We start from the raw sequence: 14717 nt of genomic DNA on the forward strand, positions 1-14717 counted from the left end.
CGGCTTATTGATGATGTAGAGAAAACTTGTTTATTCCCGGCCTCCTCCGAGAGCCTGGTAAAGTGATATGATGCCGTTGATTTCTTCCAGCCTGTTCGCTACATAGCTGATTTGGGCCGAAAGCAGAGAGGTCTGAGCCGTCAATATTTCGAGATAAGTCGTCGAGCCGTGCATCATAAGGCTTGTAGTGCTGCTTACAGCGGTCTCAAGGGCATTCTGCTGGAGCTTGTAGTACTCTCCTTTTTCCTTGGCCCCATTGATGCCGGTCATCAGGTTGTTCACCTCGATTCCTGCATCGATGATTGCCTGTCCGAACTGCACAGCGGCTTCTTCCTGTTGCGCCTTGGCTATCTTCAGCTGTGCATTGAGCTGTCCGTTCTGGAAAATAGGCGCCAGCAGTGAAGCGGCTGCATTGTAGAGCAATTCGGCAAAATTCAGCGTGCCGGTAATCCTCAATGAAGGGAACATGTTGGACCTTGCCTGATTGGTTCCGTAGAATGCCGCCTTGTATGCACTTTCTGCCTGCATGACATCAGGCCTGTTGGCAAGGGCTTCCGCCGGTATTCCTGCCGAGATGAGTTCCGGCTCGGTCCATTCGTCAAGGCTTGCGCGTGCAATGTGGCCGGCCGGAATGCCGACAAGCGAGCAGAGAGCGTTTTCAAGTTCGCGGATATTTGTCTGCATATCCACGAGCGAAACCTTTACACCGTAATAGTTGGCTTCTGTCTGTGCTACGGCCGCCATGTTGTAAGAGCCCGCATCCATGAGCCTTTTCATGGTTTCGAGACTCTTTTCCCAGTTTTTCTCGGTTTCCTGATAAATTCCGTATTGTGCGTCGAGGGCGACGAGCGAATAATAAGTAGTCGCGATTGTCGCAATCAGCTGCGACCTTACGGCCTGCTCGTATGCCTCGCTGCCTTCAACCAATGCGGCCGCACGGCGTTTCGCGTTTGTCAGCGAGCCGAATATGTCTATCTGCCATGAAGCGTTCAAAGGCAGGCTCCATCCCCAGGTCTCTCCGCCGTGTTCGACGGAACCTGCTACTGTGCCGCCCAACGAAGCGTCAAAGGACGGGATGTAGGCAAGCTTGGAGGCTTTAAGCGAGGCCATGGCCTCTTCGCATTGCAAGGAGGCAACTTTGAGGTTGGCGTTGTTCTCAAGACCCATCTCGATAAGATTCTGAAGGAGAGTGTCCGTAAACATTTCGCGCCATTGCAGCGAAGCCAGCCCCAGGGTGTCGTCCTGCGGCGCCTCATAATCGGCACCGTAGGCATCTTCCCTGATTTCAGTATCGACACGGTTTTCGAATTTTCCGTATATTCCGCAACCGGAAACGGCAAACGCCGCCGATAAGAATAGAATGTATTTGAATATTTTCATAAATATCTTAATTTCAATATTTTATTAAAATTATTCCGTAATCTGCTCCCGGCTTGTCGTATGTGCGGCAGGGTGTCTCCTTCTAAAGAAACGCTCCTCCATCTTCTGGAACAGGACGAAAAGTACAGGTACCAGGAACAGAAGTGCGAGCGTACCGACGAGCAGACCGCCTACGACACCTATGCTGAGGGCCCTGTTTCCGTTAGCTCCGGCTCCGGATGAGAAAATCAGCGGAAGCATACCGAAAATCATACAGAGGGCGGTCATGAGGATAGGCCTGAGCCTTACTTTTGCAGCATCGTAAGCCGCCTCTTCGATACCCATGCCCCTTGCCCTGCGGGCGGAAGCGTACTCGGTAAGAAGTATGGCTGTCTTGGACAGAAGGCCTATGAGCATGATCACACCTGTCTGTAGATAGATATTGTTCTCTATTCCGCAGAGTTTTGCGAAAAGGAAACTTCCCATAAGTCCGCAAGGCACTGCAAGTATGACTGCAAGCGGAACGAAATAACTCTCGTAAAGGGCGCAGAGTATGAGATAAATCAGAACTATACACATTATCCATACCATAAGCGTTCCCGAACTTGTCGAAGCGGCCTCTTCCCTCGAAATACCGCCGTATTCGTAACCATAGCTCGTAGGCAGTGTCTCGGAAGCCACTTCATTGATTGCGGCAATCGCTTCGGCCGAAGTATAGCCGTCTGCCATCATCACGTTCACGGATATACTGTTGAACAGGTTGAAACGGCTGAGGGTAGGGGAACCGAGGACTTTCTCGATTTCCACGAACTGGCTCAGAGGCGCCATTTCGCTTCCGCTGCGGAGATAGATTTCATCCAGTGAGGACTCGTCCAGCCTGAAATCGGCAGGCGCCTGCAACATGACCCTGTATACCTTTGAGAATCTGTTGAAGTTGGATACGTATGAACCTCCAAAATAACTACCCATGACACTCAGCACGGTACTTGGCGAAACCCCTGCCATCTTGCATTTCGCGGCATCGATTTCTATCCTGTACTGAGGATAGTTGATGTTGAACGAACTCATGGCCATAAGGACCTCCGGCCTTTGGTTCAGGGCTGCGAGGAATCCGCGGGTGTTTTCATAGAAGTCCTCTATTCTTCCGCCCGAACGGTCCTGAAGGTAAAGTTCTACCGCGTTACCGCTACCGTATCCCGGGATAAGTCCCGGAGCCATCACTATCGAAGTGGCGTTCTTGAGCTGTTGCAAGGCCAAGGTTATCTTGCTTGTAAGTGCGGACGAGGAATGTTCCTTCCCCTTCCTTTCGTCCCAGTTCTTCAGTTTGACGATGACGGAACCGAAGTTAGGTCCCTGGCCGCTGATGATACTGTAGCCGGCTACTTTCGAATAACTTTCGATTTCAGGGAACTGTTTCAGGATTTCCTCCGCCTGGTCCATTATCTTGGATGTCTCGTAAAGGGATGTTCCTGGAGCCGCTTCCACGCCTACGAACAGAGTACCGGTATCTTCATTCGGTACGAGTCCCGTCTTGGTGTCGCGGAGGAGGAAGAAAAATACCACGAGGGAGCATCCGATGATGCCCAGTGCAAGATATCTTTTCTTAAGGAAGAATTTGACCCCGTTCTGATATTTCTTGGAAATGGCGGAGAACGAAGCGTTGTATGCCGTGCGCACCCTGTCCGAGAACGTCTTTTTCGTCCTTGTACTGTCGGTAGGGGAAAGCAGGAGGGCGCACAGTGCAGGGCTGAGGGTAAGGGCGTTGATTGCCGATATGCCGACAGCCACGGCCATGGTAAGACCGAACTGCTTGTAGAATACTCCGGCCGTTCCTCCCATGAACGATACCGGGATGAACACTGCCATGAAGACGATGGTTGTCGTAACGACGGCCGCCGTCACATTGTGCATGGCGTTCACCGTGGCCTCGTATGGTGACTTGACCCCGTTGTCGAATTCGGCCTGCACGGCTTCGACGACCACTATGGCGTCATCGACCACCGTTCCTATGGCAAGAACCAATGCAAAGAGGGTAAGGATGTTGACACTGAATCCCAAAATGTACATGAATGCGAAAGTACCTACAATCGCAACTATCATGGACAGGGTAGGAATCAAAGTCGAGCGGAAATCCTGGAGGAAGAAATAAACCACGAGGATGACCAGCAAAATCGCTTCGAGGAGTGTCTTTATCACCTCATGTATGGAAGCATAGAGGAAGTCGTTGGAGTTCCTGAGTATCTTTATGTCCAGTCCGGCAGGAAGCTCGGCCTTCACTTCATCGAGAAGCGCCTCGATGTCCTTTATGACTTCGGTGGCATTGGTACCGGCAATCTGGAATACCATGAACTGTACTCCCGGGTGGCCGTCCACTTCTCCGTTGTAGGCGTAGCTTTCAGCTCCGAGTTCGACATCGGCTACATCTTTCAGCCTTACGATGTTCCCGTCCCCGTCGGCCTTGATTACGATGTTCTCGAATTCTTCAACGCTTTCCAGACGTCCCTTGTAGCGGATGGTATATTGGAATGAATTCTGGGAATTTTCTCCGAAATTTCCGGCCGGGGCCTCTATGTTCTGCTCACTGAGGGCAGTGGTTATGTCGCTCGGCATCAGTCCGTACTGTGCCATGATATCCGGTTTCATCCAGATACGCATACTGTACGAGTTTCCGAGTGTCATCACGTCGCCGACACCGGAAACACGCTTGATGCGCGGTTCTATGTTGATGTCGGTATAGTTGGCGATGAAGTTTTCATCATATCTGTCATCGGGGCTGTAGACGGCACCGATGATAAGCATGCTTGTCTGCCTTTTATAGGTAGTGACACCGATTTGCGTTACTTCGGCAGGCAGAAGCCCCTGTGCCGTACTTGCCCTGTTCTGGACGTAGACGGCAGCCATGTCCGGGTCCGTACCCTGCTTGAAATAGATGGTTATACGGGCGCTTCCGTCCGATACTTCGGAAGTCATGTACGTCATGTTCTCCACACCGTTGATGGCTTCCTCGAGAGGTACTACCACACTCTTCTGTACCGCCTCGGCGCTTGCGCCAGGATAGCTGGCGGAAACCGATATCGTAGGAGGCGCAATGTCCGGATATTGCTCTACCGGAAGCGATTCCAGGGCTACAAGGCCGAGCAGTACCAGCAATATGGATATTACCGACGAAAGTACAGGCCTTTTTATGAAATCTGATACATTCATGCCGTTATTCCTCCGTTGCTGTTTCCGATACGGTTATCCCGTCCCTGAGAAGTCCTGCTCCTTCGGCCACAATGACATCGCCCGGAACAAGTCCTTCGGTAACGATGTATTCACGGCCGTTATTCTGGGACATTACCTTGATTTGCGTACCGACGGTCTTGCCGTCTACCACTTTGTACGTGATGGTCCTGTCCTGAAGTTCGGAAGTCGCCGCCTGCGGGATTACAATGCAGCCTTTGTATGTCACAGGAATGATTACACGTCCGCTTGCGCCGCTGTGCAGGAGCCTGTCCTTATTGTCGAATACCGCCCTGAGGCTTGTGGTTCCTGTCGTACGGTCGATGACACCGCTGATGCTCTCGATACGTCCTGGGGTGTTGTATATGGACCCGTCGCTCAGCTGGAGCTGTATGTCCGGCATTCCCTTGAGGGTGGCGTCGAGCGAGCCGTACTGTTTAAGAAGGCTGAGCAGCTGGCTTTCATTGAATGAAAAATAAACGTACATCTGCGAGTTGTCGGAAATGGTCGTCAGCGGCTGAGGTGAAGCCGAGCTTACCAACGCACCCTGCCTGTAAGGTATGGTACCGACTACTCCGTCGGCAGGGCTGCTCACTTCAGTATATGAGAGATTGTTTTCGGCATTTACCCTTTGCGCTTCGCATTGTGCGAGGGTTGCTTTTGCCGTGAGAAGTGCATTTTCGGCCGACTGGAGTTCGAATTGCGAAATGACTTTCTCATCGAAAAGCTTTACTTTGCTGTCGTATGTCAGCTGCGCCGTCGCGACCCCTGCCTCAGCTGCGGCCACATTGGCTTCCGCTGTCATCAGGGCCGCCTTGTAAGGCACCTGGTCTATGATGAACAGCAAATCACCTTTTTTCACTTTCTGGCCTTCGGTCACGCAGACTTCGGTAATCGTTCCCGAGACCTGAGGATAAATGTCTATGTCCTGACGTCCTCTGATTGTAGCCGAATAGCTACTTTCAACAGTTCTTGAGGTAGTGTCGACGGTATAGGTTTTGTATCCTGCCGTCTTGCGCCCTCCCTCGTTCTCGCCTCCGCATGAGGCTGTCAATGCAGCTATGAGTATGGCTGCCGGAACTAACACAAATTTTCTCATACTAATAATATTACTGTCATAAATTCGCGGCAAATATCTTTCAATTTTTTTACCATAAAAAATTATATTTTTTCCTAATTGGAATAATTTTTGTTTATTTTGCTACAAAATTACTTGAACCGCCCTAAAATTATGGAACATAGAGATGAGGCCATGCAATTGAACGCCCTGGCACGGAATTTTAAAATGAAATTTTCAGTGACCGGCTTTTTCCTTGGAAAACTGGACAAAACGGCCTTTTCGGCCAGGCAGGACGACGGTTTCATCTGCCGCTTCCTTTCCATATTCATAATAATCACCAAGGGGCATGTGGACGTGATAGCCGACAGTAAGCCGAGTCGCGTTGACTCTTCCGGGGAAAATGTAGCCATGATACATCCTCATTCGACCCTCAATTCGGTGATTGTCAGCAAAGACTGTGACGGGGTGATGATAGCCTCGAATGATTTTTTCATGGTGTCGAATATGAGTTTCATTAAGTTCCGTCCGGAAATACCTGCGGATTACTTCATAGGCAGCGGGGCGGCGCTTTTCAGGATAGGCAAGGAGCAGATAGAGTCGCTTTCGTGGAATTTTCTCCGGTTCGTAGCCAACATGCGTGACAAGGACCATCTGTATTGGGGAGAAAAACTGCGGCTGAACGCCATTGAGATTTATCTTGAAATTCTGGATTTGGTCAACAGGGGGACTAAAATGAAAAATCTGAAGGACGATTCCCGGGCCGGTGACATTTTCAGGCGCTTTTACATATCGGTGAGCAAAAATGCGACCTGCAACAGGACGGTGGGCTATTATGCTGAACAGCTTTGCATTTCGCCAAAATATCTGAACGTGGTGTGCAAGACCGTTTGCAAGAAAAATGCTTCGTCGGTGATTGACGATGCCGCGGTGATGGCCGCTTCCAACCTGCTGAGGGATTTCTCGCTGTCGATAGGCCAGGTGGCCGACATGATGAATTTCAAAGGGCAGGCCGCCTTTACCAAGTTTTTCAAAAAAATGACCGGGCTTACCCCGACACAGTTCCGGTTCGATTATTAGGGAGCCGTTCATTGACGTTGTCTGTTTCTTAACGTTGCACGTTCCTTAATGTTGCCGGTGTCGTGTTTGTAACGATTTGATTACCATAGCGATTTCCTTCACTGTACGGGATACGTTGGCAAGTACGGTCCTTTCAAGCATCGCTTCTTCGAGCGTGACAGGGCCGGATTGTACGGGGAATACCGCCGTGGCGCCCTGCTCTCCGAGGGTGCGGCGTTCTCCGGCGGTCAGCCCGCAGTTGCCGCAGAGGACTATAGCTTCAGTTCCGGAGTCTTTGGCGGCCTTGCAGATGCCGCTCACGGCCTTTCCCATGAGGGTCTGTCCGTCCGTGCTGCCTTCGCCGGTGAATACAATGTCGGCGCCCGCTATGGCTTTGCGCAGTCCTGTCAAATCGAGCATCATATCTATTCCCGGCCTTATTGTAGCGTTGAGGAAGGCAAGCAGGCCTCCGCATATTCCTCCGGCGGCCCCTGAGCCCGGAATGCGTGATATGTCTTTCCCTGTCGTTCCGTAAATGATTTCGGAAAAATGCCTTAATCCTTTGTCCAACAGGGTGATGTCTCCAGGGGAAGCGCCTTTCTGTTCCGCGAATACGTATGCGGCGCCGTCCGGCCCGTAAAAGACAGTGGACACGTCGCAGGCGAGGGTGAACCTGCATTGCGCAAGTCCGGGCATGGCTCCGGAAGCATCCACCGATGCTATGCGTGAAAGGTTTTCTCCGGTTGCCGCGAGGTTTCCGCTGCCGGAAAAACCGGGCGGTACGAGGGCGTTCCCTTCCGAGTCCCTGAATACGTAGCCGAGGGCCGAGAGGATTCCGATTCCGGCATCGTTGGTGGCAGTCCCGCCGAGGGCGAGCGTTATGTCCCTGCAACCGGATGAAATTGCCGCCGCAATCTGTTCTCCTGTTCCGAAAGAAGTGGTTTTCATCGGGTCGCGTTCCGAAGGGGCAAGCAGGGTAAGGCCGCTTGCGGCCGCCGCTTCAATCAGTGCGGAACCGTCCTTGCATCTTGCGTAGCACGTTTCGAGCGGCCGCATTAAGGGGTCGTGTACGGCCGTGACGATTTTTGTTGCCCCGGCCGACAGGTACACGGCATCGATGCTGCCTTCGCCTCCGTCGGCAACGGGAAAACACTTTGTTTCCGCATCCGGAAATACTTCGAGAAAGGCTTCCGAAGCGGCGCCGGCAAGGGATGCCGACGAAGCCGAGCCTTTGAATGAGTCGAATGCGAAAACTGCTTTCATGTTATTTTATCATATTATGCCGAATCATATTATACCGAAATGCCTCAATCCGTTATAGATGCCGTCGTCATCCACGGAAGTCGTCACATAATCGGCCGCGGCCTTGACCTCATCGGATGAGTTCCCCATGGCGATTCCTGTACCGACAGCCTTCAGCATCGCTATGTCGTTGCCTCCGTCCCCGAAAGCCATGCATTCGTCGATGCCGAACCCGAAATGCCCGGCTACGGCGGCTATGCCCCTGGCCTTGTCCACCCCTTTTGGTATCACGTCCATGAAGGCCGGCGACCACCGGCAGGAACTGCATCCCGGGAGAGAAGGCATTATCATGGCCTCTTCCTGAGGATTGACGACAGGGCTTATCTGGTAGATGTCGTCTCCTGACAGTCCGGATATGTCGTGGCAATCCTGCATCTTGGGCAGATTGAGCAGATTTTCTATTACCGCCGCCATTTTTTCGTCTTTGTTGGCAACATAGATGTCATTCCGTCCCACGAATAATGCGGAGAACCCGAGTTTTTGGGAAAATTCCCACATTTTTTCCACATCTTCACGCGGAATCGTCCTTTCGAACAGCAGGGTGTCTCCGGAAAAACAATGCGCCCCGTTTGTCGTAACGTAACCGTCAATCAGATGTTCCACCGCTCCGATATTGTCGATGAGCTGTACCGGACGTCCTGTCGATATGAAAATAAGGCAACCGGCGGTTTTCGCCCGCCCGATTGCCTCTATTGTCGAATCCGGCACCCTGTGTGTCTTGAAACTCACGAGGGTCCCGTCTATGTCGAAAAACAAGGCCTTGGTCATATTATAGATAGTCCTCGAAATATATCGTAACCTTGTCCATAAGATGTATCCTGTCGCGGCCGAGCACGTTGTGCTGGGCGCAAGGGTAAGGGAAATAATCCACCTGGATGTTGTTCTTGATGCACTCCCTTATGAAACTCAGGCTATGCTCCCAGACAACCGTATTGTCTATGGCTCCCTGGCATATCAGGAGCTTGCCTTTCAGGTCCTTGGCCTTGTTGATGAGGCTTGTTTTCTCGTAACCTTCCCTGTTTACGGCAGGATTGTCCATGTATCTTTCCCCATACATGACCTCATACCATTTCCAATCGATTACAGGGCCTCCGGCCACGGCTACCTTGAAGATGTCCGGGTGATTGGTTATGAGCGAAATTGTCATGAAACCGCCGTAGCTCCATCCGTGTACCCCTATGCGGTCCTTGTCCACGTATGGCAGGGACAGAAGCATTTCGACACCTTTCATCTGGTCGGCCATCTCGGCCTGTCCGCACTGCCTGTGGATGGCCTTCTCGAATTCGGCCCCCCTGTTGGAAGTCCCCCTGTTGTCCTGTACGTAGACTATGTATCCCCTTTGCGCCATATACATGTCCCAGTAACCTACGGCACCGTTCCATGTATCCTTGATAAGCTGCGAATGAGGGCCGCCGTAAACGTATACGATTACAGGATATTTTTTCGAAGGGTCGAAATCCACGGGTTTTATGAGCCTGTAATAATTGTCGTATTTTCCGTCCGCGCTCTTCACCGTTCCGAGCTCGATTTCGCCGCAGGCATAGTCCGCCATAGGATTCGGTGCATCGAGAAGGGTCCTGCTTTGCTTTCCGTCAGACGACCTGAGGTCTATAGTGCGCGGAGTGTCAAGGCTGCTGTATGAATCCACGAAGAATTTTCCATCCGGACTGAGGCTTATGTCGTGCCAGCCTTCCTCGTGCGTGAGCCTTGCTGTTTTCCCGTTTTTAATGTTGATACTGAAAAGATGGTTCTCGATAGGGGAGACCTCGGCCGAAGTGTAGAAAACGTTTTTCCCGTCCTGCCCCACATACGCTACATCCGCATTTACCTTTGTCAGCCTTTCGATATTCCCTTCTGTGTCGCAGAGGTAAAGGTTCTTGTATCCGTCACGGTTGTCGGTGGTATAAATGAAGCGGTCGTTGGAGCCTTTGATGAAATGGAGCGGCCATTGCGGCTCTACGAACCTGTCGTTGTGCTCTTCGAGCAGGGTCTTCACGAAATTTCCGTCAGAAGCGTCATACATGTTGAGCCTCATGTTTTTCTGTGCCCTGTCGAGCACCTGTATGAAGATGTATCTGTCATCAGGGGACCAGGTGATGTTTGTAAGGTACTGGTCGTATCCGAAATCATCGGCCTGTACGAAGACCGTTTCGTTGGAAGCGAGGTCGTAAATGCCTAACCTGACGTTTTCGGAACTCATCCCGGCCATAGGGTATTTGATTTCGAAGAGACTTCCGGTCCTCGTATTTATGTCAAGCAGCGGGAAAGTTCCCACAAGGCTTTCGTCCTTGCGGTAAAATGCAAGTTTTTTCCCGCTTTCCGCCCAGAAGATTCCGTTCCAGATGCCGAATTCGTTGCGGCTTACCGTCTGGCCGTTCACGATGTTCGGGTCGGTATCCTCCGTCACAGGGATTACGTTCCCGTTCCCGTCGCAGACATACAGGTTGTTGTCCACGGTGAAGGCATAATATCTTCCTCCGTTCGGGGTTACGTTTGCCGCTCCCTGCGGAAGTGTGAACTTGTCGGTGAGGACTTTTTCCTTCACGTCCACGGCGTATACCTCACCTTTGTAAGAAAATATGATTTCGTTTTCGGATTTCCATGAAAACGCAGGAAAACTGTCCATTTCCGTGCCAGCAACCGAGTTGAGCTCTTCGAGTCCGATGATTACGGCCGTGTCACCCTCGGCCATGCCCGTCGCGATTAGTCTCTTCCCGTCCGATGATGTAAGTTCGGACGTGTTGGGCCTCCATGCGTAATATGCGTTCTCAGGCCTGATTCCCGTGCCCAATACGGCCTGTTCCATGGTGAACGTCTTGTCAGAACCCTTGTTTTCTTCCCTTGTCTTGATTATTTCCGGCTGTGCGTACAAGCAGGCGCACAAAGTCATGGCCGAAAGTGTCAGAATAAACCTTTTCATGGATAAATCATTAAATTTTCATCAAAAATTTTATTTAATCGACAAATATACGCATTATTGATTGTTTAGTTGGCATGTTTTATATATTTTCGCGCGGTTTTAGATAATTGTCATAATCGTCACTGGAACGATATTGCGTGAATTTTTGTGAATTTTGTGAGAACTTAAATTATATCTGAAATGAAAAATTTAATGTCATTACCTGTTACGGTATTATTGATGGCTGTCGTATCCTGCGGCGGCAATCAGTCCGGGCAGACGAGCGGGTTGCATTTGGACAACCTCGACACGACTGTGGCTCCCGGTGCGGATTTTTATCGGTATGCTTGCGGAGGATGGATGGAAAACAATCCTCTCGGCGACCAGTATGCGCGTTTCGGTTCTTTCGACCAGTTGGCCGAGACCAATACCGAGCGCATAAACGGCCTCATAGAAGATATTGCTTCCCGGAAGGGAGTCAAGGGAGATGAAGCCAAGGTCGGCATGCTTTACAACATCGCCATGGACAGTGTCAAGCTGAACGCCGACGGCATGGCTCCGATAGCAAGTTATTTGCAGAGAATCGATGCCGTTACCGACAACACAGGGCTTCAGCAGCTTGTGGCCGTGATGATGCGCGAGGCCTTCGACCCTTATTTCTTCGTGTTCGCTTCTGTCGATGAAAAGAACAGTACCAAGAACCTTTTGCAGATTTATCAGTCGGGGCTCACCCTCGGGAACAGGGACTACTATCTTTCCGATGATGAAAACAACAGGAACATACGTGAAAAATACGTAGGGCATATCGGCAGGATGTTCTCTCTTGCCGGCTTCGACGAGGAGTCCGCCAAGAAGGCTTCCGAGTCAGTGATGCGTGTGGAAACGGCACTTGCCGGGGCGCATTTCGACAATCTTACGCTTCGCGACCCGTACCGCAACTATCACAAGATGCCTTATCAGGAATTCGTATCCCGATTCCCTGGCATGGACTGGGATTCTTTCATGTCCGTCCTCGGTGCGGACAACGTTGATACATTGAACGTTTCGCAGCTTGAGCCACTTGCCAAGGCCGTTGAACTGATTACGGAAGGCAATATCGACGATCAGAAAAATTATCTGAAGTGGAAGGTCATAGATGCCGCAGCTCCGTATCTGAGCGATGCCTTCGTTGCCGAGAACTTCGAATTTTACGGCAAGGTGATTTCCGGCCAGAAAGAAATCAAGCCTCGCTGGAAGAGGGCCGTGGCTACGGTCGACGGCGTGCTCGGTGAAGAGGTCGGCCGCATGTATGTGGAAAAATATTTTCCTCCTCGGGCAAAGGAACGCATGATAACCCTGATAGACAATCTCAAAAAGTCTCTTGGAGAGCGTATTTCGGCGTTGGAGTGGATGAGCGACTCTACAAAGGAGAAGGCACTTGAGAAGCTTTCCACCTTCTATGTAAAGGTAGGTTATCCTGACAAATGGAGGGATTATTCGGCCCTCGAAATCAAGAACGATTCTTATTTCGCAAACATAGTCAGGGCAAGCGTTTTCGAATATGACTATCTGATATCCAAGGCCGGCAAGCCTGTGGACAGGACCGAATGGCACATGACCCCTCAGACGGTCAATGCATATTACAACCCTACGACGAATGAGATTTGCTTCCCTGCCGGCATTCTCCAGTATCCTTTCTTCGATATGGATGCCGATGATGCTTTCAACTACGGTGCGATTGGCGTGGTGATAGGCCATGAGATGACACACGGTTTCGATGACCAGGGCAGGCTTTATGACAAGAACGGCAACCTCGCCGACTGGTGGTCCCAGTCAGATGCGGACAACTTCAAGGCAAGGGCGCAGGTGCTTGTCGACTGGTTCGATGCTATTGAAGTATTGCCGGGCCTTTATGCAAACGGTTCGCTTACCCTTGGAGAGAACATAGCCGATTTCGGCGGTATCCAGGTAGCTTTCCAGGCGTTCAGGAATGCAACGGCTTCCGCTCCGCTGCCTGTAAAGGACGGCTTCACTCCTGAGCAGAGGTTCTTCATCGCGTACGCAAACCTTTGGGCGACAAACATCCGCGACGAGCAGATCCGTTATCTCACCCAGATGGACGTACATTCGCTCGGCGAATGGCGTGTAAATGCCATCCTGCCTCATGTACAGGCATGGTACGATGCTTTCGGCATTGTTCCTGAAGACGGTATGTACCTCGCTCCTGAAAACAGGGCTTCTATCTGGTAGGAGAGAAGAGTAGATTATAGGGCGGCCCTTGCCTTGTTATGATTCGCAATCATTCAACAAGGATAAGGGCCACCTTTTTTATATGGGGTTTGGGGGATGGAAGGGTTGTTGGTGGTGGTTAGGTTGTTGAGGGTTGTGTTTGCAAATCTTGAAGTTTGGAGCGAGTAGGGTATTCGGTTGCGGCAGGTATGGTGTCAGACCGGGAACGCTCCGACTTAACCATGTTATTTGTAAATAATTGTATATCAGAATATTATTGAAAACCTGCCGAAAATCCCTGTTCCCGCTCGTGCATGGAATGCCGGTTAAGCATAAGTGCTGACCAGTATGTGCAAGGGTGTTTATATACAACCCTCACACTTGCTGAATCTTTCTTTGGGTCCAACATTATTTTTATAACTTGCTCCAAATTTTCGTTTTCAGGCGAGCAAAGAAACAACATCTTTGCCGATGGAGTGCTGGAGAGGAATGACAGGTGGGGGAATCTGATTTTATCAACCTGTTTTTCCACCCCATAGCCATCTTGTCCTTTCTGAAATAACTAATAATCAAGAACTTATGAAAATGCGGGCTGTCTTTGGGTACTTTCTGAGGTACCCAAGCGCAGGAGTAATTTTTGTAATGTATTGATTGTTAGTGATTTATAAAAATTCTGCCTGGCTATGGGGTGAAATTAATTGAAATTAATGTAAAGAATGGTTGTTAATTTGTAAAGTTTACATTACATTTGCGGGGAAATGCAGTATAATTGCCAAATCTGCTATTGCGGAATGTTATTGTTAATTATTAAATGTTATTGCCATGAGTACAAAATTTACAGTCAAGCGGCTGATGTTGCCGCATTATTTTCAGAAAATAGGCTTTACAGTATTTTTCCTGATGCTTGCAGGTGTTTTGGGAGGTATGGTCTGTTATTGGTGCGGGGCCTTTGGACCGGAATCCTCCTCCTGGCCGTTTTTTGCGTGGTTGTCGGAAACTTACAATACGCTGTGGGTCAGGACGGCATTGAATATAATCGGTCTTCTGTCCCTTGCTTTCATAACCTTTTCCAGGGAAAAGGTCGAGGACGAGATGATGGACAGGCTTAGGCTAAGTACCATAGGTGCGGTTGCGGCTGCATACCTAATCCTGTATATAACGGTGTCCATAGTATGGAGCCTGTGCATGACCGATGGATTGATGAACTATATCGCGGCCAATGGTTATGAATTCGGTTTCTATCTCAGGGCCGAACAGCTCTGGCTGCTCTATGTCATAATCTTCAAGTTGCGTGTAATCATCGGCAACGGAAGAGTGCCGGACGAGCGGGACAACCGGTCTGGCGAGGATGCAAACGGACGGGATATCAAAGTGCGAACGGAAAGGAGGTACGGGGATGAAAAATAATCTTAAAGTTTTGCGGGCGATTCATTCCATCACGCAGTCCGACCTTGCCGGGAAACTCGGTGTGAGCCGTCAGACCGTGAACGCCATCGAGACCGGGCGTTTCAATCCGTCCACCTTGCTTGCCTTGAAAATATCCCGTGTCTTCGGAGTGGGGGTCAATGATATTTTCGAGCTTGAAGACGGCGAGTGACCTTCCGTTATTTT

The 14717-nt window shown here is 50.5% G+C and carries 10 protein-coding genes; 4 read left to right on the forward strand and 6 right to left on the reverse strand.

Going from position 1 to position 14717, the window contains the following annotated elements; translation table 11 throughout:
* Window positions 1-30: 30 nt before the first annotated feature.
* The 3 genes from B5F83_RS02285 to B5F83_RS02295 are packed head-to-tail and all read right to left on the reverse strand — an operon-like array spanning window position 31 to window position 5680.
* Window positions 31-1380 carry a TolC family protein gene (locus B5F83_RS02285; protein ID WP_239383805.1) on the reverse strand — a complete coding sequence of 450 codons (1350 nt, stop codon included), beginning with the start codon at window positions 1378-1380 and terminating at the stop codon, window positions 31-33.
* Between the two features lie 30 nt (window positions 1381-1410).
* The gene (locus B5F83_RS02290) at window positions 1411-4563 is read right to left on the reverse strand and encodes an efflux RND transporter permease subunit (protein ID WP_087275247.1); all 3153 of its coding nucleotides are present in this window, start codon (window positions 4561-4563) and stop codon (window positions 1411-1413) included.
* 4 nt (window positions 4564-4567) lie between these two features.
* The gene (locus B5F83_RS02295; protein ID WP_087275245.1) at window positions 4568-5680 is read right to left on the reverse strand and encodes an efflux RND transporter periplasmic adaptor subunit; all 1113 of its coding nucleotides are present in this window, start codon (window positions 5678-5680) and stop codon (window positions 4568-4570) included.
* 132 nt (window positions 5681-5812) lie between these two features.
* Here B5F83_RS02295 and B5F83_RS02300 point away from each other — a divergent pair, with 132 nt between their 5' ends.
* Entirely contained in the window at window positions 5813-6718 is a 906-nt protein-coding gene (locus B5F83_RS02300) for a helix-turn-helix domain-containing protein (RefSeq protein WP_087275243.1), read from the forward strand.
* A gap of 45 nt (window positions 6719-6763) precedes the next feature.
* Here the strand turns inward: B5F83_RS02300 and B5F83_RS02305 are convergent, their stop codons facing one another.
* Genes B5F83_RS02305 through B5F83_RS02315 form a run of 3 tightly spaced genes read right to left on the reverse strand, consistent with a single transcriptional unit; the run spans window position 6764 to window position 10919 of the window.
* On the reverse strand, window positions 6764-7960 hold the full coding sequence (locus B5F83_RS02305; protein WP_087275241.1) for a glycerate kinase: 1197 nt from the start codon (window positions 7958-7960) through the stop codon (window positions 6764-6766).
* A gap of 24 nt (window positions 7961-7984) precedes the next feature.
* Window positions 7985-8767 carry a Cof-type HAD-IIB family hydrolase gene (locus tag B5F83_RS02310; RefSeq protein WP_087275239.1) on the reverse strand — a complete coding sequence of 261 codons (783 nt, stop codon included), beginning with the start codon at window positions 8765-8767 and terminating at the stop codon, window positions 7985-7987.
* A gap of 1 nt (window position 8768) precedes the next feature.
* On the reverse strand, window positions 8769-10919 hold the full coding sequence (locus B5F83_RS02315) for a DPP IV N-terminal domain-containing protein (RefSeq protein WP_087275238.1): 2151 nt from the start codon (window positions 10917-10919) through the stop codon (window positions 8769-8771).
* Window positions 10920-11138: 219 nt separating this feature from the next.
* Here B5F83_RS02315 and B5F83_RS02320 point away from each other — a divergent pair, with 219 nt between their 5' ends.
* The 3 genes from B5F83_RS02320 (at window position 11139) to B5F83_RS02330 (ending at window position 14703) form a co-directional block, all read left to right on the forward strand.
* On the forward strand, window positions 11139-13127 hold the full coding sequence (locus B5F83_RS02320) for a M13 family metallopeptidase (RefSeq protein ID WP_239383809.1): 1989 nt from the start codon (window positions 11139-11141) through the stop codon (window positions 13125-13127).
* Between the two features lie 801 nt (window positions 13128-13928).
* Window positions 13929-14513: a hypothetical protein gene (locus B5F83_RS02325; protein WP_087275235.1), complete on the forward strand. Its 585-nt coding sequence runs from the start codon at window positions 13929-13931 to the stop codon at window positions 14511-14513.
* On the forward strand, window positions 14503-14703 hold the full coding sequence (locus tag B5F83_RS02330) for a helix-turn-helix transcriptional regulator (RefSeq protein ID WP_087275233.1): 201 nt from the start codon (window positions 14503-14505) through the stop codon (window positions 14701-14703). Before B5F83_RS02325 ends, B5F83_RS02330 begins: the two co-directional genes overlap by 11 nt.
* Window positions 14704-14717 lie beyond the last annotated feature (14 nt).

The sequence above is a fragment of the Muribaculum sp. An289 genome (assembly GCF_002159555.1).
Taxonomy (GTDB): Bacteria; Bacteroidota; Bacteroidia; order Bacteroidales; family UBA932; genus Merdivivens; species Merdivivens faecigallinarum.

What these genes read in the sequence shown, in the direction of transcription:
- B5F83_RS02285 (WP_239383805.1), bottom strand. Translation starts at nt 1,380, where the DNA reads ATGAAAATATTCAAATACATTCTATTCTTATCGGCGGCGTTTGCCGTT.
- B5F83_RS02290 (WP_087275247.1), bottom strand. Translation starts at nt 4,563, where the DNA reads ATGAATGTATCAGATTTCATAAAAAGGCCTGTACTTTCGTCGGTAATA.
- B5F83_RS02295 (WP_087275245.1), bottom strand. Translation starts at nt 5,680, where the DNA reads ATGAGAAAATTTGTGTTAGTTCCGGCAGCCATACTCATAGCTGCATTG.
- B5F83_RS02300 (WP_087275243.1), top strand. Translation starts at nt 5,813, where the DNA reads ATGGAACATAGAGATGAGGCCATGCAATTGAACGCCCTGGCACGGAAT.
- B5F83_RS02305 (WP_087275241.1), bottom strand. Translation starts at nt 7,960, where the DNA reads ATGAAAGCAGTTTTCGCATTCGACTCATTCAAAGGCTCGGCTTCGTCG.
- B5F83_RS02310 (WP_087275239.1), bottom strand. Translation starts at nt 8,767, where the DNA reads ATGACCAAGGCCTTGTTTTTCGACATAGACGGGACCCTCGTGAGTTTC.
- B5F83_RS02315 (WP_087275238.1), bottom strand. Translation starts at nt 10,919, where the DNA reads ATGAAAAGGTTTATTCTGACACTTTCGGCCATGACTTTGTGCGCCTGC.
- B5F83_RS02320 (WP_239383809.1), top strand. Translation starts at nt 11,139, where the DNA reads ATGGCTGTCGTATCCTGCGGCGGCAATCAGTCCGGGCAGACGAGCGGG.
- B5F83_RS02325 (WP_087275235.1), top strand. Translation starts at nt 13,929, where the DNA reads ATGAGTACAAAATTTACAGTCAAGCGGCTGATGTTGCCGCATTATTTT.
- B5F83_RS02330 (WP_087275233.1), top strand. Translation starts at nt 14,503, where the DNA reads ATGAAAAATAATCTTAAAGTTTTGCGGGCGATTCATTCCATCACGCAG.